Source organism: Sinomonas cellulolyticus (genome assembly GCF_014656475.1).
Classification (GTDB): Bacteria; Actinomycetota; Actinomycetes; order Actinomycetales; family Micrococcaceae; genus Sinomonas; species Sinomonas cellulolyticus.
In genome coordinates this window covers 73,590-89,630 of the sequence record NZ_BNCM01000007.1, presented here as the reverse complement: position 1 = coordinate 89,630, position 16,041 = coordinate 73,590, and the positions used below count along the sequence as shown (strand labels likewise).

The window sequence follows — 16,041 nt, the reverse complement described above, 5'->3', positions numbered from 1 at the left end:
ATGCTCCCTTCGACGCAGCTTCCGGACCCATCCAACCGCGCTGACCTCACTTAGGTCAACGCATCTAAGTTGAGTGTATCTTGCTCAACTTTGACAGCCAAATGCAGCGCTTCTTGGAGTGGGATGCTGGTGGCCATGGCAATCCTCATCGATTCCCCGATCTGGCCGGCCCACGGGACCGTGTTCGCGCACCTCGTCTCGGACGCGTCGCTGGCCGAGCTGCACGCCTTTGCCGCCACTGCCGGGATCCCGGAGCGGGCTTTCGACGAGGACCACTATGACGTGCCGGAGCGTCGCCACGCCGAACTCGTGGCGCTCGGGGCGCGGCACGTGACGGGCCGCGACCTCGCCCGGGCGCTCATCTCCTCCGGCCTGCGGGTACCGGCGCGCGAGCGGCCCAACGCCCTCGAGCTTCCGCTCGTTCAGCGCTGGGAGGCCCTCCTGCCCGGGCACGCCGAGCTCGGCCGCGAACTGCTGCACCGCTGGGCCGAGCCGCATCGGCGGTACCACACGCGCGCCCACCTGTTTGCCGTCCTGGGCTCTCTGGACACGATCGCCGATGCCGGCTCAGCCCGGGCAGTGCCGCGGCCCGTGGCTCTCGCGGCATGGTTCCACGATGCTGTCTACTCCACCGACCCGCCGCGCCCCGGCCAGGACGAGGAGGAGTCCGCCGTGCTCGCCGAGGAACGGCTGAGCGGGGCGGGGCTGCCCGATGCCGAGGTGGCCGAGGTGGGCAGGCTCGTGCGGCTCACCACGGCGCACTCCCCCGAAGCGCATGACACCGGGGGGCAGCTCCTGTGCGACGCCGACCTTGCCGTGCTGGGCCGGGACCTCGCCGGGTACCGGCGCTATGCGGCACAAGTACGCGAGGAGTTCGGCCATGTGCCCGACGAGGTGTTCCGGGCAGGCCGAGCGTCCGTCCTCGAGTCGCTCCTGGGCTTGGACCCGCTGTTCCACACCCCCGCGGCCCGTGGCCTGTGGAGTGCCCGGGCCCGCGAGAACCTCCGCCGGGAGCTCGAAGCGGGCTCGTGGATCACGACCTCGGAGTGAGGGTGGGCGCTCCTGCCCGCTTCTCACCGCTAGCTCGCGGAACACGCCGCGAACGGGCCGGTTGCCATCCCAGACCGGGGCCAGAGCGTACGGCAGCGGTCAGGGCCGCGGCCAGAGCGCCACGGGCAGGCGCCACTCGCTGTCGCCGTCCGGGGCCATGTCCACGAGCGCCGCGGTACGCAGGAGCACGTCCTCGCCCTCGTGGACCCGCCGGTCGCCGGTCACCGTGATGTGGGGCCGGAACCCGGTGCCGGTGTGGTGTGGACTGTGGATACGGCCGCCCAAGCTGGCCACGGCAGCGAGGGTCCGCTCGTGCAGCGCCGCCAGAGCGGCGTCGTGCTCCACGAGCGAGACGCGGACACGTCCCCGATAGCCGAAGTCGGCGTCGTGGCCGACGCGGATGCGGAACGGATGGAAAGACGACAGAGCCCCGGAGACTGCCTCGAGGGCGGCCTCCGGGGCCAGGTCGAAACGTACGAGCGTCACATGGAGCGGCCAATGCCGCTTGCCGAACCGCATCGCGGCGACAGGTTCGACGAAAGCGACCGCGACGAAGGGATGGGAATCGCCGAGGTCGTCCATGTCAGCGCGTCAGCTGTGGTCCGACTGCTCGGCCTTCGCTTCGTCGCCGGCGGAATCGCCGCCCGGAACCGTCTTGATCGCCGAGATCTCGAACTCGAGCAGGATGCGGTCCGACACCAGGACACCTCCGGAGTCGAGCGCAGCGTTCCAGTTGACCCCGAAGTCCTTGCGGTCGATCCGGCGGGACCCCTCGAAGCCGGCACGCATGTTGCCGAAGGGGTCCGTCTCGATGCCGACGAACTCCAGCGGCAGTGCGATCTCCTTGGTCACGCCGCGGATCGTCAGGTCGCCCGAGACGATGAAGCTGTTCTCCTCGACCTGGTCGATGCGCTTGGAGACAAACGTGATCTCCGGGTAGTGCGGAGCATCGAAGAAGTCGTTGGTGCGCAGGTGCTCGTCACGCTGGGCGTTGCGGGTGTCGATGCTCGCCACCTTGATGGTGACGTTGACGGACGAGTTGGTGGGCTCGTCCGCGTCGACAAAGATGGTGCCCTCGACGTCGTTGAACGCGCCGCGGACCTTGGTGACCATTGCATGGCGGGTGGAGAAGCCGACCCGTGTGTGCGCGGGATCGAACTTCCACTCGCCGGCAAGGGAACTATCGAGTTCGGGCATTCGTGCCTCCTTATCAGACCAAACCTATAGTGCGCTCCGCGTCGTGTCCAAGAGCGCCGCACCCGCTTGGACGCGCCGGGTCACCGTCCGTAGCTGGCGAGAAGACGGTCTGTGGGCACGATCTCCTTGCCGAGCGGCATCAGCGAGACCGGGATGAGCTTGAGGTTGGCGATGGCCAGGGGGATGCCGATGATGGTTGTGGCCATGGCGATCGCGGTGGCCACGTGGCCAATCGCGATCCAGATGCCCGCCACGAGCAGCCACACGATGTTGCCGAGCGTAGTCGCGGTGCCGACGCGGCCGCCTTTGTTGACGATGGTCCGGCCGAACGGCCAGAGCGCGTAGGAGGCGATCCGGAAGGAGGCGATCCCCCACGGGATCGTGATGATGAGGGCGCAGCAGATCAGGCCGGCGAGGAAGTAGCCCAGTGCCAGGACAAAGCCGCCGAAGATGAACCAGATGAGATTCAGGAGGGTCTTCATGCCTCCAGTCTCTCCCAGAGGACGGCCAGCCTATAGTTGTCCCATGTCCAACCTCACCCGACGGCACGAGCAGACGCTTGCCCGCCGCGGCGAGGCGGGCTACGCGCAGTACCGGATCCCCGCCCTGGCGGTCACCAATGCCGGCACAGTGCTGGCGGCCTACGACGGCCGTCCGAACCTCGACGACCTGCCGAGCCCCATCGACCTCCTCGTGCGCCGCTCGCACGACTCGGGCGCAACGTGGGGTCCACAGGACGTGGTCCGGACGGGCAGCGGTCTGCAGGGGTTCGGTGACCCGGCCCTCCTCGTGGACCGGGCCACGGGCCGGATCTTCCTGTTCCACGCGGCTGGCACGCTCGCCGGGTTCTTCGAGGCCGTCGAGGGCCTCCAGCCCGAGGAGCGAGTGCAGCACGTGGACGTCTCCGTCTCGGACGACGACGGCGCGACCTGGTCCCACAGACGCCTCACCTCGCAGCTCAAGCGGCCGGGGATCACGGGGATCTTCGCGGCCTCCGGCGCGGGCCTCTGGGTTCCCACCGGACCCTTCGCCGGGCGGCTCGTGGTGCCCGTGGTCCTCCTCGACCGCGGTGAGATCACCGCCGCGGCTGCCTTCAGCGACGACCACGGCGAGGCCTGGACGCTCGGCAGCCCGGTCGGCGCCGGCACCAACGAATCAGCGATCGCGGCCCTCCCGGACGGTTCCCTCCTGCTGCACTCCCGCGCCACCCCCGCGCGTCTCGCCGCCGTATCGCATGACGGCGGGGCCTCCTGGAGCACGCCCGTTCCCATGCCGGGCCTTCCGGACCCCAGCGACAACGGCTCACTGCTCGCGCTGGGCGCCCCCATCGACCGGGACGGCGGCCGCCCGCCCGTTGCCTCCCCGTCAGCCCTGCTCATCTCGAGCAACCTCGACCCCGAGCTGCGCCGCAACACTGCCCTGAGCCTGTCCCCCGACGGCGGCAGGACGTGGCCGCACCAACTGGTCGTGTGCGAGGGCAGCTCCGGCTACTCGTGTGCGGCAGAACTCCCGGACGGGCGGATCGGTGTGCTGTACGAGCGTCAGGGCTATACCGAGATCGTCTTCGCCTCCGTGTCCCGAGCCGAGCTCGAGGCCGCCGGTCCCGCGGACGGCCGCCAGAGCGGCGTCGTGCCTCCCGGCGAGCCGACCCTCGAGGTGATCCTCCGCTCCGTCACGCCGGGCCTGCCGGACGAGTGGGTCCACGTGGGCGAGCACCATGTGTATCCGATGGAGACGGGCGGCGTGGACGCGAGCGCCTGGAAGGAGGTCGGGCAGGGATACGCGGCAGCCGGCGGGATGATCCTCGGCACCCGCGAGGCGCAGCTGCTCAACTACGGGCGGCCGAGGCCGGGACTGCGCGCCGGGGACATCCTCGCCTTCCACGTCCGCGTCCGGCTTCCCGAACGGGTCGCCGCTGACGGCGTCGTGCTCGAGCACCCGGGCGGGGCCACGCTTCCTGTGGACCTCCCGCCGGGCGGACGTGCCGTGTTCGGCGCGCCGTACCCCGCGCTCACCGTCAGCGATGCCGACATCGCGGCCGGCGAGCTGACGGCGCGGTTCGCCGTGCCCGCGCTCGGGCTCGAGCGCCAGCTGCGGTTCTCGACCGCCACAGGCGCCCTGCTACCGTAGCCGCAGAGGCCAAACGGCCTCCCGGACGAGGGAACCCAGTACCCGGAACGCGACAAGACTGGCTCGAAAGGCCGCCATGCACTGGGTCATCCTCATCGCCTCCGGAGCCCTCGAGGCCGTCTGGGCGGCCGCCCTCGAACGCTCCCACGGTCTGCGACGGCCCCTTCCCACGCTCCTCTTCCTCCTGGCGCTCGCCGCGAGCATGGGCGGCCTCGCATGGTCCCTCACCGAGATCCCGGTGGGCACCGGCTACGCGGTGTGGGTGGGCGTGGGCGTCGTGCTCACCGCGGTGTACGCGATGGCGCGGGGGCTCGAACCCTCACGCACACGGCGCACGACGGCGGCCCGGCTGCTCCTGCTGCTCGGCATCGCCGCGTGCGTGGCCGGGCTGAAGGCGGTGGCGTAGGCGTGGCCTGGCTCGCACTGCTCGCCTCGGCGGTGCTCGAGGCCGTCTGGGCGAGCGCCCTCGGCGCGTCGGAGGGCTTCAGCCGGCCCGTGCCGACCATGGTCTTCGCGGCGGCAGCGATCGCAAGCATGACGGGGCTGGCCCTGGCCGTGCGCCGCATCCCCCTCGCGACCGCCTACGCCGTCTGGGTCGGCGTGGGGGCTTCCCTGACGGTGGCATGGGCCATGCTGACGGGCGCGGAGCGCTTCAGCTGGCTCAAGGTCGTGTTCATCGGCGGGATCGTCGCCTGCTCCGCGGGCCTCAAGGCGCTCGGCCGCACCCCGGAGACCCCGGAGGCTACTCCTGGGACGCGCGGTGGGCCCCGGTGAACTGGGACACCCAGCGCGACGGGTCCGCGACCGTGAACTGGCGCCCCGTCACCTCGGAGGGGACGATCCGCACAAAGAAGGCCTTCTCGCCGCTCTGCCACGGGAACAGGGGCAGGGCTACGGCGTCCACGATCGCGGCGGTGTCGAGCACCGGCTCAAGGGTGCCGTGCACCACGACGGACCACGCCTCGTTGGTGTCTGCCTCGTAGCCATCCACCTCGAACGCGACGGCCAGCCTCTCCATGGAGGCCGCGAGCTTGGTCCCGGGCGCGGTGCGGAAGAGCACCGTGCCCCGGTCCACCAGATAGTTGATGGGGAACAGCTCGAGGCGGTCGCCGCCACTGAACGCGAGGCGGCCCACCACCATGGTGCGGGCGCGCTCCCACGCGTCCTCAGGAGAGAGGTTGCGGACGCCGTTGGCAGGGACATGGGCCTCATGCGTGGTCATGCTGCCAGTCTATGACCGTCCCCGAGGAGGCATCGAGAGGCCAACGGCCCTAGGACCGCAGCCCTCGGCGAGGCGTCAGCGGTCGTTCGAAGCCGGGCTGCTCGCGCGGCGCGGACCCCTCCGGCCCCGGCCAGCCGAGCTGCCGCCCTGACCAGACGAGGCACGCCGGCCCTCGGATCCGCGGCCGCCCGAGGCGAAGGTTCCGCCCGACGTGCCGCCAGTGGTCGAGGTCCACACGGTCGAGGTCGCGCCCGCACCCCGCGAGGCGCCGGAGCCCTGCTGCCGCCGCTGCCTGGGCTGCTCGCTGCGGGCACCCTGCTCTCCGCGCGCGCGCTCGTTCCGCGGCGCCTTCTCATTGCGGGCAGCGCCCACGTCGTTGCGGTGCCCAGTGCCTCCGGTGCCCCGGCCGCCCCGGCGCGCCACGCCGTCATGCGCGCCCTGCACTACGTCGGCGCCAGCACCGGCGCCCCGGCCGCGCGATCGCTTGCGCTGCGCGTTCGCTCCGGTGGACTTCCCGCCGCCCTGCTGGGGCATCTTGGCCGCGACCGCCGCCGCACGGTCGGCCGGGTCGACGTACGCGGCGCGCTCGCCCACGAGCTCGGCGACCACGGGCGACGAGGTGGTGACGGGGGTCAGCTCGACCTTCACGCCGGCGTCGCGCAGGAGCTTGCGGACATCCTGCCTCTGCTCGGGCAGCACGATCGTGACGACGGTGCCGTCCGAACCGGCGCGGGCGGTGCGGCCGGAGCGGTGCAGGTACGCCTTGTGCTCGGCCGGCGGATCGACATGGACCACGAGCTCCACGTCGTCCACGTGCACGCCGCGGGCCGCGACGTCGGTGGCGACGAGCACGCGCACCGCGCCCGAGGCGAAGTCCGCGAGGTTGCGGTCGCGCGCGTTCTGGGACAGGTTGCCGTGGAGGTCGACGGCGGGAATGCCGGCCTTGGTGAGCTGCTGCGCCAGGCGCTTGGCGTGGTGCTTGGTCCGCATGAACAGCACCCGGCGGCTCTGGCCAGAGGCGAGGAGCTCGACGAGGTTCTTCTTCGACGCGGCGTCCTGGGTGAGCAGGACGTGGTGCTCCATGGTGCTCACGGCGGCCTGCGGGGCGTCCACGGAGTGGGTGAGCGGGTTGTGCAGGTAGCGCTTGACGATCTTGTCCACGCCGTTGTCCAGGGTGGCCGAGAACAGAAGCCGCTGGCCGCCGTCCGGGGTCTGGTCGAGGATGCGCTTGACCACAGGCAGGAAGCCGAGGTCCGCCATGTGGTCAGCCTCGTCGAGGACGGTCACGGCGATATCGCCCAGATTGACGATGCCCTGCCGGCCCAGATCCTCGAGACGGCCCGGGCAGGCGATGACGATGTCGACTCCGGCACCCAGCGCGCGCTCCTGCCGGGCCTGGGAGACACCGCCGTAGATGACGGTGGTGTTCAGGCCGAGGGCCGCGGCGAGCGGCGCGACCGTCGCGTCGATCTGGGTGGCGAGCTCGCGGGTCGGGGCGAGGACGAGGCCCGTGGGCCGGCCCGGACGCCGCCTGCCCGAGCCGGCGCGGCCGGACTCGGCGAGGCGTGCCACGAGCGGCAGGGCGAAGGCGATGGTCTTGCCGGACCCGGTGCGGCCGCGGCCGAGGACGTCGCGGCCACCCAGGGTGTCCGGGAGCGTCTTGGTCTGGATGGGGAAGGGCGACTCGATGCCCTGCTCCGCGAGGACGCGGGACAGGGGCGCGGGCACGCCGAGGGAAGAGAAGGTCTGATCAGCCATGGCTGTAGGAACTCCAGCGTCGGATCGTCCCCGTAGGCCAAAGCGGCCCACAGGGTTCGCCGAGGAAAGGGAGTCTGGCCTCACCACTGCCCACCCTCGAGGGTCGGGGCTGCGGGGCCTGGAAACGCGTTCATCGACGCAGGTCGCGCGGCGCTCAGTCCGGGGAGTCCGGGGCGGGCGCGGCGACCCAAAGATCCATCTTAGCAGGGGCTGACTCCGGGTGCCTGCACGCCTGGCCAGACCGGGGTGCCGCCCCCCAGGGCACCACTCAGTCGAGGCCGGCGGGCATTGCCTCCCGCGGCAGCGCAACACGCCCCTGGGCGCGCCCGTCGGGCCCGATCAGCACCCCCATGCGCTTGGTCACCCTCAGCACGATGATGCTCTCCATGAACTCGATTCCGGGCACCTTCTCCGCCATGGCGAGCTCTGCCGACACGACGTCAGCCACCGAGCGCAGCCACATCGTGACGATGAAGTTCGCGCGGCCGGTGATGGAGGCGGCCAGGCGCACCGAGCGGAGGGACCGGATCCCGGCCGCCGCCGCAGCGTGCTGCCCCGAGGGCACCTTCGCGTACCACGTGCAGATCACGGGGAACCCGACGGCCAGCTGGGCCACGTCGCAGCGGAACGCGATCAGCCCGGAGCCGAGCAGCCTGGCCAGCTGCCTCTGGACCGTGGACGGGTGGCGCCTAAGGTCTTTGGCCATCTGCGCCGCGGTGGCCCGCCCGTCTTGCGCGAGCAGGGGCATCAGGTCGCGGCACGCCGGCGTCAGCGCGCCGGGGTGCCGGGGGTGCACTGCCAGCCCGGCGAAGGCCGCGGACTTCCTGGCGTCGAGGGCCGGGATCCGCCACGAGTGGCCTGCCTGGTGGAGCCTGCCGCCGAGGGCGGTATGGATCCTCTCGACGCCCGGGATGGCCAGGATCCGGGGGGCGACCACGTTCGCGTAGTCATAGAGCGAGCGGGTGAAGACGGTCAGCATGGCGTCGTGGTGGCTGGCGGGAAGCTCCACCGTCTGGACCTCGGGGATGCCATTGAGAGCATCGGCGACCGCCATCACCTCCCCGGGTGTGCAGTCGACGTCCACGAACGCGAGTGTCATCTCCGTGGAGTCCCCCACCCCGTACGCGGTGATCCAGGCGAGACCGTCCGCCTCGATGCGCTCCCAGCGGGCGGCGAGCGTCGCGGGGCGCACGCCGAGGATCGCGCCCGCGTCCTGCCACGTGACCCGGGGGGCGATCTGCAGGGCGTTGATGAGCTCCAGATCCTCTTCCGTCAGAAGGTCGAGTTCCGGCGCTGCTGCATGTTTCTGCCAGTACGGCGTCTGCTCCTGCATCTTACCGACGAATTTATCCCGCTTCTCCGATGTGCGCCACACACTGGCTGAGGACGTCGCCGCGTGGCGCACGTCACAGGAAAGGAATCATGGACCTCATCGCCGACGCCCGGAGCCTCGAAGGCACGCTCACCCACTTGAGGCACGCGCTCCACGAGGAGCCTGAGATCGGACTCGAACTCCCCCGGACCCAGGAGAAGGTCCTCGCCGCCCTCGACGGGCTCGGCCTCGAGGTCTCCACGGGCACGGACACGACCTCGGTCACCGCCGTGCTGCGCGGCACGGGAGGCACCGCACGCCGGGGAGACGCGCACGACGGCGGCGACGCACCGTCGTCGTCAGCCGCACCGGCCGCCGCTCGGCCGACCGTGCTCCTCCGGGCCGACATGGACGCGCTGCCGGTGCAGGAGCGCACCGGCGCAGAGTTCACGTCGAGGATCGACGGGGCCATGCACGCGTGCGGCCACGACCTGCACACGTCGATGCTGCTCGGGGCCGCGACGCTCCTCGCGGACAACCGCCACCGGCTCGCCGGCGACGTCGTCTTCATGTTCCAGCCCGGCGAGGAGGGCTTCGACGGCGCATCCGTCATGGTCCGCGAGGGTGTGCTCGACGCGTCGGGGCGCCGTGCGGACGCCGCGTTCGGCATGCACGTGTTCTCCTCGATGGCCCCGCACGGGCAGTTCGTGACCCGGCCCGGCGTGATGATGAGCGCCTCGGACGGCCTCTTCGTCCGCGTGCTCGGCGCCGGCGGCCACGGCTCCGCGCCGCACATGGCGAAGGACCCTGTGACCGTCGCGGCCGAGATGGTCCTCGCACTGCAGACCATGCTCACGCGCCAGTTCGACATGTTCGACCCCGCCGTCATCACCGTGGGGCGCCTCGCAGCGGGATCCAAGCGCAACGTGATCCCGGAGACCGCGGAGTTCGATGCGACCATCCGCACCTTCTCGGACGCCCACCGGGGGCGCATGCAGACCGCGATCCCGCGGCTCCTGCAGGGCATCGCGCAGGCCCACGGCCTCGACGTCGAGGTCCGGTACGAGGCGGAGTACCCCCTGACCGTGACTGACGTGGCCCAGACCGAGTTCGCGGAGCGGGCGATCGCCGAGCTGTTCGGCGAGGCTCCGGGCTCCGGGGCCGCGGTGCGGCATGCACGCCTGGCGAACCCCCTCTCCGGTTCCGAGGACTTCTCGCGGGTGCTCGCGGAGGTGCCGGGCAGCTTCATCGGGCTCAGCGCCGTGCCCGCCGGCGTCGACCCCGCCACCGCCGCCTTCAACCACTCGCCGTTCGCGACGTTCGACGACTCCGTCCTCGCGGACGGCACCGCCCTCTACGCCCACCTCGCCCTGTCCAAGCTCGCAGCCCTCGCTGGCGCCTGAGCCCACCACCCCTCACCCCCACCCCGAAAGGCAGACATGTCCACCAACACCGACGTTGCCGGACGTCTCCGCAAGGCGCCCAGCACGCGCCAGACCGTCTTCAGCACCGGCGTCGGCAACGCCGTCGAATGGTACGACTGGAACGTCTACGCGACCTTCGCGCCGTTCTTCTCGAAGCAGCTGTTCAACGGAGCCGATCCCACCTCTGCGATCCTGTCCACGCTCGCCGTGTTCGCGGTCGGATTCCTCGCCCGCCCGTTCGGTGGCCTGATCTTCGGCTGGATCGGCGACAGGATCGGGCGCAGGACGTCGATGACGTTCGCCGTGGCCCTCGCCGCGTTCGGCAGCCTGCTCATTGCGATCGCCCCCACGTTCACCGCCGTGGGCGCCTTCGCCTCCCTCACCCTCCTTGTGGCCCGGCTCATTCAGGGCCTCGCCCACGGCGGCGAGCTGCCGTCCTCGCAGACGTACCTCTCCGAGGTCGCGCCGCGCGAGAAGCGCGGCCTGTGGTCCTCGCTCATCTACGTCTCCGGCACGGTCGGCGTCCTGTTCGGCACCTTCCTCGGCGTCCTCCTGACGAGCGTCCTCAGCAAGGCCCAGATGGATGCCTTCGGCTGGCGCATCCCCTTCTTCCTCGGCGCGGCGCTGGGCCTCTACGGACTGATCATGCGGTTCCGCATGCCGGAGACCGAGGCGTTCGAGGGCCTCACCGGGGCCGGCGCCAAGCGCCCGAAGCACCCGATCTGGCGCTCGATCGTGGAGCACCGGAAGCAGGCGATCCAGGTCATCGGCATGACCGTGGGCCTGACCATCATCTACTACGTCTGGGGCGTGGTGGCCCCGGCGTTCGCGATCTCGAGCCTCCACATCAACCCCTCAGAGGCACTGTGGGCCGGCGTGGGAGCCAACGTGGTCTTCCTCATCGCCCTGCCGCTCTGGGGGAAGCTGAGCGACCGGATCGGGCGCAAGAAGGTCATGATCATCGGGGGCGTGGCCATCGCGGTGCTGCACTTCCCGATGACCTGGTTCCTGCGTGACTCCGCGTGGCAGCTGTTCGTCTCGATGTCCGTCATGCTCATCTTCATCGCGTGCTCCGCCGCCATCGTGCCGGCCGCCTACGCCGAGATGTTCCCGGCCCACATCCGCACCGTGGGCGTGGGCGTGCCCTACTCGATCTGCGTGGCCCTGTTCGGCGGCACCGCGCCGTACCTCCAGCAGCTCTTCGCCGACGTACTGCACGCGTCCTGGGCGTTCAACGTGTACGCCGTGGCGATGGTGGCCGTCTCGATCCTCACCGTGTTCGGCCTTCCGGAGACGAAGGGCAAGGACCTGCGCCACTGAGGCTCCCCCGCACGACGGCGCCCCCCGCACGCTTGGCGAGGGGGCGCCGTCGTGCGTTCCGTGCCCTCCTCAAGCCGTAGCCTTTAAGGCGATGAGCGAGCAACCCAATCCCGTGACCCCCGGCTCCCAGGCCTCCTTCGGCACCTACCGGCGGCAGCCGGTGAGCTTTGTGCGCCGCGGGACTCGGCTTCAGGGGCGGCGGCAGGCGGCGTGGGACGAGCATGCTGACTCTTTCGTGGTGGACGTTCCCCGGCACGTCGCTGACACCTCCGTGCACCCGGACTACGTGTTCGACGCCGAGGCCGAGTTCGGGCGCCCCGCGGCGGAAGGGGCGGCGCCGCTCGTCGTCGAGATCGGATCGGGCCTGGGCGAGGCCATCGTCGCTGCGGCAGAGGCCGACCCGACCCGCAACTACCTCGCCGTCGAGGTCTACAAGCCGGGCCTCGCGAACACGCTCCTGCGCATCGCCCAGCGGGGGCTCACCAACGTCCGCGTGGTCCAGGCCAACGCGCCCGAGGTGCTCGGCACCATGCTCCCCGCCGGCTCCGTGGCCGAGCTGTGGGTCTTCTTCCCCGACCCCTGGCACAAGTCCAAGCACCAGAAGCGCCGCCTCGTGCGCGACTCGTTCGCCCAGCTCGCGGGCCGCGCGCTCGCTCCGGGCGGCGTGTGGCGGCTCGCGACCGACTGGTCCGGCTACGCGCAGCAGATGCGGGAGGTCATCGCCCACTCACCGGACTTCCGCAATGCGCACGACGGCGAGCTGGCCGGCTCCGCGAGCCCCCTCACCGCCGCCTGGGCCTCGGGGGTGGACTGCGAGGCCACCGGCGAGGTCGACGAGGTGGGCGGCTGGGCGCCGCGCTTCGAGGGCCGCGTGCTGACGAGCTTCGAGAACAAGGCGCACGGCGCCGGCCGCGTGATCTTCGACCTCACGGCCGTGCGCGTGTAGTCAAGGGCGTCAGCTCACGGATGTGCTCGCGACGGTCTGCTGGGCGGCGTCGCGGATCTCGATGCTGCGGATCGAGGCGAGCTGGATCGACGTCGCGCCGGTCAGCACGGCCCGCGACGAGTATCCGCCGGAGCTCCAGCTCGCGGCCTGCTGGGCTGCCCCGTCCGATCCGACGACCCAGACCGTGAACACCCCGCCGCTCGGCATCCCGCGGCAGGTGAGGTCCAGTTCGGTACCCCAGGCCTTGTGCACGAGGGCAAGGTCCACGTGCGCCCCGTCCGCCGAGGTGAGGGTGAGCGTCTGGGATGGGGTCTGGGCGGATGCCGAGGCAGTGGTGCTCGGTGACGGCTGGGCAGCTGGTCCGTGGCCCGGCCCCAGCACCGGGCCAAGCGCGGCTCCCGCGACGAAGAACGCCGCAGCCGCGGCGGCGAGCGCACCGGCCCACCCGGCCGTCCGCGCACGACGCCGCCGGGCCACCCGCGCGAGGAGCTCACGCGGCAGAGCGCCCGGAGCAGGCTCGCGCGAGTGGGATCCCCGGAGCGCGATCTCCTCGGCGCGGGCCCCGGGCACCGCGTCGAGGAGGGCGGGGAGGGTCTCGAGCGAGGCGAGTTCGGCCCGGCACTCGGCGCACACGGCGAGGTGCCCCTCAACAGCCCGGGTCTCCTCGGGGGTGAGCGCGCCGAGGACGTACGCGCCGAGGTCGACGCGGAGCGAGTCGTGCTCCTGGCCGAAGGGCATGGTGCTCACCGGTCCACCCCCATCTCGTCGAGCGTGGTCCGCAGTGCCTTGAGCGCGTAGAAGCAGCGGGACTTGACCGTGCCGGCCGGGACACCGAGCTCCCGCGCGGCCTCGGCCACCGTGAGGCGGCGGTAGTGCACCGCGACGAGGGCCGCCCGATGCTCGGGCGTGAGGCGGGAGAGTGCCTCCTCCATGACCACGCGGTCCAGGAGCTCGTCGATGCGCTCGGCGTCGACGGCCACGGCGAAGCTGTCCTGCGCCTCGTCCACCGGGGCGACGGTGCGGGGACGCCGTCCGGCGAGTCGATGCTGGTCCACGATCAGATTCCTCACGGTCCGGTAGAGGTAGGGGCGGAGGCCCTGCGTCTCGGGAGGCGCCTGCCTCCAGACCCGGATGATGGCCTCCTGGACGATGTCCTCGGCCTTCTCGCTGCCCACGGCACCGCGGGCGAACCGGCGCAGCGCGGCGCCGTGCTCGCGGTACAGCGCCGCGACGGCGTCCTCATCCATCGGCATGGCGGCCTCCTTGCCGTGGAACACGTGTGCAGGGCGGATCCGGTTCATCCTGAGGCGGATCCGATGCCTGCTGAACCATCTTCCTCCCGCAGGCGTGTGTGTGGGCAGCGGCGGGAACGCTGCCGCAGGAGAGGAAGGCAGAGCCATGAACAAGCGGGCAGCCCTGTGGATGGCGGCGGCGTGGGCCGTTCCCGCCCTCGCGCTGGCGGGGTGCGGAGGCAGCACGGGCAGCGGGGCCGCGCCGTCACCCGCCTCCTCGTCGAGTACGGCTTCCTCCTCCGGCTCGGCCGGCGGCTCGGACAGCATGGGCTACGGAGCCGGGGGAAGCAGCTCAGGCTCGGCCAGCTCCTCGAGCTCGGGGGGCGCCGCGCAGACGAGCGAGACCCTCAAGACCGCGACCATCGGCGGCCAGACGATCGTGGTGGACGGCCAGGGCAAGGTCGTCTACTACTACACGCGGGACAACACGGGCGCGACGACGAGCGCCTGCACCGGCGGCTGCGCGACACTGTGGCCGGCCGTCACCTCGACCGGCAGCCCGAATCTGCAGGGAGTCACGGCCAAGGTAGGCAGCATCAAGACCGCAGACGGCAAGGACCAGGTCACGCTCAACGGGATGCCGATCTACTACTACCAGAAGGACACCGCGCCCGAGCAGGCCAACGGCCAAGGCGTGGCGAGCGTCTGGTACGTCATCGGAGCCGACGGGACGATGATCACCTCGGCCCTCAAGTAGTTGCCAGCGCCGCTCCATGAACCGGGGAGGGCAGCCTTCCGCCGCCGCGGAATCCTGCCCTCCCCTAACGCGTGGGCCGGGGGTAGGGTGGGAAAACCCCGCGGTGGAGGAGGAACCATGTCAGACTTCCGCACCTACACGGAAGAAGAGAAGCACAGCTTCGTGGCCCCGACGTGCGATCTGTGCGGCCAGCACCGGCACATCGTGTGGCAGCAGGAGGGCGAGAGGTGGGTGCCCCGCGACAAAGGCTGCTCGAACGAGGCCTGCCCCCAGTACGGCGCCTGACGGGGTCCGTCAGCGGGCGTGCTCGTTCTCGTCGAGCTCCTCGAACTCGACGGCGGCGAGGACGGAGCCGTCCTCCGGGTCGATCATGTAGGCCTCGTCCTCCTCCTCGACCATGAGGTACTCGCCCTGGTCCGTGGTGAAGCGCCAGGCGAGCGTCTTGACCCCGTCGTGGAGGTAGTTGGGGTCGCCCATCGTGATGGCGCTCAGCTCGTGGCCCGCCACGTCGCAGAGCTCGCGGATCACGAGCTCGAACTCAGGCATGTCTGCGAGGTCGTCCACGCGGGCGGCGCTCCGGCGCTCCTCGAGGTCGGTGATCAGTCCCACCCGGCGGGCGATCTCGTCCTCAATCGCGTCGTCGTCGAGGGCGAGGACGCCCTCTTGGCCGCGCAGCCACGCCGCATTGAGCGCGACGAGGTCATGGTCGTCCTGGAGTTCCTCGAAGCGCTCGTCGAGGGCCTCGAGCCTCGCGACGGCCGGGGACTCGGCGTCGTCACCGTCGAGGTATGCGTCGGCTTCGTCCTCGGTGAGGGCGCCGTAGGCGGACACGAGCTCCTCGAAGAGCGTCGCGTGCTCGGCAGCGCCCATCTCCCGCAGGCCCTCGCGGACGAGCCGGTCGGTGCTGCTGCGGTTTCCCGCGGTGAAGACGTACTGCGCGAATCCGCCGTCGAGCATCTGCGTCAGGTAGAAGTCCACCATGTAGCTGCGCAGGGCGTTGGGCGCGATCTCGCGCTCGTCGAGCAGCTCCTCGTACATCGCGTTGACGACGTCCACGTTGGCGTCCACGAGGGCTTCGTCGCCCGCGTGGAGGGCCGGGGCCGGAAGGACAACGGGGTGCTGGCTGGTGCTCATGCGGGGCTCCTCGGTCGTGCGGTCACTCACCCCTCGAACGTACGACGCCGGGCCCAGCCCGGGTGCCTGCACCCGGTGAACGCTGGGCGAACCTTGGGCGAGGTTCTGGGGAGGCGGAGTCCTGGAGAGACGGAAACCGTCAGTGCTTGGGCCGCCACACGACGAGCGCCTGGGACCGTCCCTCGGGACGCTGGCCGCCGGCGAGGGAGACGACGTCGCCCGCGACCCCCGCGGCGAAGACGCGCCGCGGATCCGCGCTTCGGCGTGCGTTGGAGAGCTCCGCCTGCAGCTCCGTGACACGGGAGCGCAGAGCGGCCACTTGGTTCTCCAGCTCGAGGATCCGCCGGATCCCCTCGAGCGAGACGCCGTCCTTCGAGAGCCGCTGGACCTCGCGGAGCATCTCGACGTCCCGCTGGGAGTAGCGCCGCTGCCGGCCGCCCTGGCGGGAGGGCGAGACGATCCCCAGACGGTCGTACTGGCGCAGGGTCTGGGGGTGCATCTCGGCCAGCTCCGCCGCCACGGAGATCACGAAGATCGGCGCGTACGGGTCGATGGCCAT

General features: G+C 71.1%; 19 protein-coding genes and 1 riboswitch. Of the genes, 9 read left to right on the top strand and 10 right to left on the bottom strand.

The features are described 5' to 3' along the window. The first annotated feature begins 135 nt into the window (after window positions 1-135). On the top strand, window positions 136-1,050 hold the full coding sequence (locus tag IE231_RS10630; RefSeq protein ID WP_189693945.1) for a DUF4031 domain-containing protein: 915 nt from the start codon (window positions 136-138) through the stop codon (window positions 1,048-1,050). A gap of 99 nt (window positions 1,051-1,149) precedes the next feature. Here IE231_RS10630 and IE231_RS10625 read toward each other — a convergent pair whose 3' ends face one another. The 3 genes from IE231_RS10625 to IE231_RS10615 form a co-directional block, all read right to left on the bottom strand. Then, a complete protein-coding gene (locus IE231_RS10625; RefSeq protein ID WP_189693944.1) occupies window positions 1,150-1,632 on the bottom strand; it encodes a 2'-5' RNA ligase family protein in 483 nt (160 codons plus the stop codon). Between the two features lie 9 nt (window positions 1,633-1,641). Beyond that, window positions 1,642-2,247, bottom strand: a complete 606-nt coding sequence (locus IE231_RS10620) for a YceI family protein (protein ID WP_189693943.1) — start codon at window positions 2,245-2,247, stop codon at window positions 1,642-1,644. Window positions 2,248-2,327: 80 nt separating this feature from the next. After that, window positions 2,328-2,729, bottom strand: coding sequence for a YccF domain-containing protein (locus tag IE231_RS10615; RefSeq protein ID WP_189693942.1), 402 nt, complete (start codon window positions 2,727-2,729; stop codon window positions 2,328-2,330). Between the two features lie 43 nt (window positions 2,730-2,772). On the opposite strand from IE231_RS10615, the gene IE231_RS10610 reads away from it, so the two are divergent. From IE231_RS10610 to IE231_RS10600, 3 genes are all read left to right on the top strand, one after another. Next, window positions 2,773-4,377 carry a sialidase family protein gene (locus tag IE231_RS10610; RefSeq protein WP_189693941.1) on the top strand — a complete coding sequence of 535 codons (1,605 nt, stop codon included), beginning with the start codon at window positions 2,773-2,775 and terminating at the stop codon, window positions 4,375-4,377. 2 nt (window positions 4,378-4,379) lie between these two features. Next, window positions 4,380-4,444: riboswitch (guanidine-III (ykkC-III) riboswitch) on the top strand. A 9-nt stretch (window positions 4,445-4,453) separates the two neighbouring features. After that, window positions 4,454-4,783, top strand: coding sequence for a DMT family transporter (locus IE231_RS10605; protein WP_189693940.1), 330 nt, complete (start codon window positions 4,454-4,456; stop codon window positions 4,781-4,783). Between the two features lie 2 nt (window positions 4,784-4,785). Further along, window positions 4,786-5,151, top strand: a complete 366-nt coding sequence (locus tag IE231_RS10600; protein WP_189693939.1) for a DMT family transporter — start codon at window positions 4,786-4,788, stop codon at window positions 5,149-5,151. On the opposite strand, the gene IE231_RS10595 is transcribed toward IE231_RS10600, so the two are convergent. From IE231_RS10595 to IE231_RS10585, 3 genes are all read right to left on the bottom strand, one after another. Then, window positions 5,120-5,599 carry a pyridoxamine 5'-phosphate oxidase family protein gene (locus tag IE231_RS10595; protein WP_189693938.1) on the bottom strand — a complete coding sequence of 160 codons (480 nt, stop codon included), beginning with the start codon at window positions 5,597-5,599 and terminating at the stop codon, window positions 5,120-5,122. The two genes, IE231_RS10600 and IE231_RS10595, sit on opposite strands and share 32 nt — an antisense overlap. 75 nt (window positions 5,600-5,674) lie before the next feature. Beyond that, window positions 5,675-7,357 (bottom strand): DEAD/DEAH box helicase, encoded by a 1,683-nt coding sequence (locus IE231_RS10590; RefSeq protein WP_189693937.1) that lies wholly within the window; start codon window positions 7,355-7,357, stop codon window positions 5,675-5,677. 268 nt (window positions 7,358-7,625) lie between these two features. Further along, entirely contained in the window at window positions 7,626-8,690 is a 1,065-nt protein-coding gene (locus IE231_RS10585) for an Lrp/AsnC family transcriptional regulator (RefSeq protein WP_189693936.1), read from the bottom strand. An 89-nt stretch (window positions 8,691-8,779) separates the two neighbouring features. On the opposite strand from IE231_RS10585, the gene IE231_RS10580 reads away from it, so the two are divergent. The 3 genes from IE231_RS10580 (at window position 8,780) to trmB (ending at window position 12,359) form a co-directional block, all read left to right on the top strand. After that, entirely contained in the window at window positions 8,780-10,072 is a 1,293-nt protein-coding gene (locus IE231_RS10580; protein WP_189693935.1) for a M20 metallopeptidase family protein, read from the top strand. Window positions 10,073-10,108: 36 nt separating this feature from the next. Further along, on the top strand, window positions 10,109-11,413 hold the full coding sequence (locus IE231_RS10575) for an MFS transporter (protein ID WP_189693934.1): 1,305 nt from the start codon (window positions 10,109-10,111) through the stop codon (window positions 11,411-11,413). 91 nt (window positions 11,414-11,504) lie between these two features. Then, on the top strand, window positions 11,505-12,359 hold the full coding sequence (trmB, locus tag IE231_RS10570; RefSeq protein WP_189693933.1) for a tRNA (guanosine(46)-N7)-methyltransferase TrmB: 855 nt from the start codon (window positions 11,505-11,507) through the stop codon (window positions 12,357-12,359). Window positions 12,360-12,368: 9 nt separating this feature from the next. On the opposite strand, the gene IE231_RS10565 is transcribed toward trmB, so the two are convergent. Together IE231_RS10565 and IE231_RS10560 are read right to left on the bottom strand one after the other, a co-directional pair. Then, window positions 12,369-13,097: an anti-sigma factor family protein gene (locus tag IE231_RS10565; protein ID WP_229866733.1), complete on the bottom strand. Its 729-nt coding sequence runs from the start codon at window positions 13,095-13,097 to the stop codon at window positions 12,369-12,371. Window positions 13,098-13,102: 5 nt separating this feature from the next. Then, a complete protein-coding gene (locus tag IE231_RS10560; RefSeq protein ID WP_189693931.1) occupies window positions 13,103-13,612 on the bottom strand; it encodes a sigma-70 family RNA polymerase sigma factor in 510 nt (169 codons plus the stop codon). A gap of 145 nt (window positions 13,613-13,757) precedes the next feature. Between IE231_RS10560 and IE231_RS10555 the strand changes: the two genes are divergently transcribed. After that, window positions 13,758-14,348: a COG4315 family predicted lipoprotein gene (locus IE231_RS10555; protein WP_229866697.1), complete on the top strand. Its 591-nt coding sequence runs from the start codon at window positions 13,758-13,760 to the stop codon at window positions 14,346-14,348. Between the two features lie 117 nt (window positions 14,349-14,465). Next, window positions 14,466-14,633: a hypothetical protein gene (locus IE231_RS10550; RefSeq protein ID WP_189693930.1), complete on the top strand. Its 168-nt coding sequence runs from the start codon at window positions 14,466-14,468 to the stop codon at window positions 14,631-14,633. 9 nt (window positions 14,634-14,642) lie between these two features. On the opposite strand, the gene IE231_RS10545 is transcribed toward IE231_RS10550, so the two are convergent. After that, window positions 14,643-15,482, bottom strand: coding sequence for a DMP19 family protein (locus tag IE231_RS10545; RefSeq protein ID WP_189693929.1), 840 nt, complete (start codon window positions 15,480-15,482; stop codon window positions 14,643-14,645). A 139-nt stretch (window positions 15,483-15,621) separates the two neighbouring features. After that, window positions 15,622-16,041, bottom strand: coding sequence for a heat shock protein transcriptional repressor HspR (locus IE231_RS10540; protein WP_189693928.1), 420 nt, complete (start codon window positions 16,039-16,041; stop codon window positions 15,622-15,624).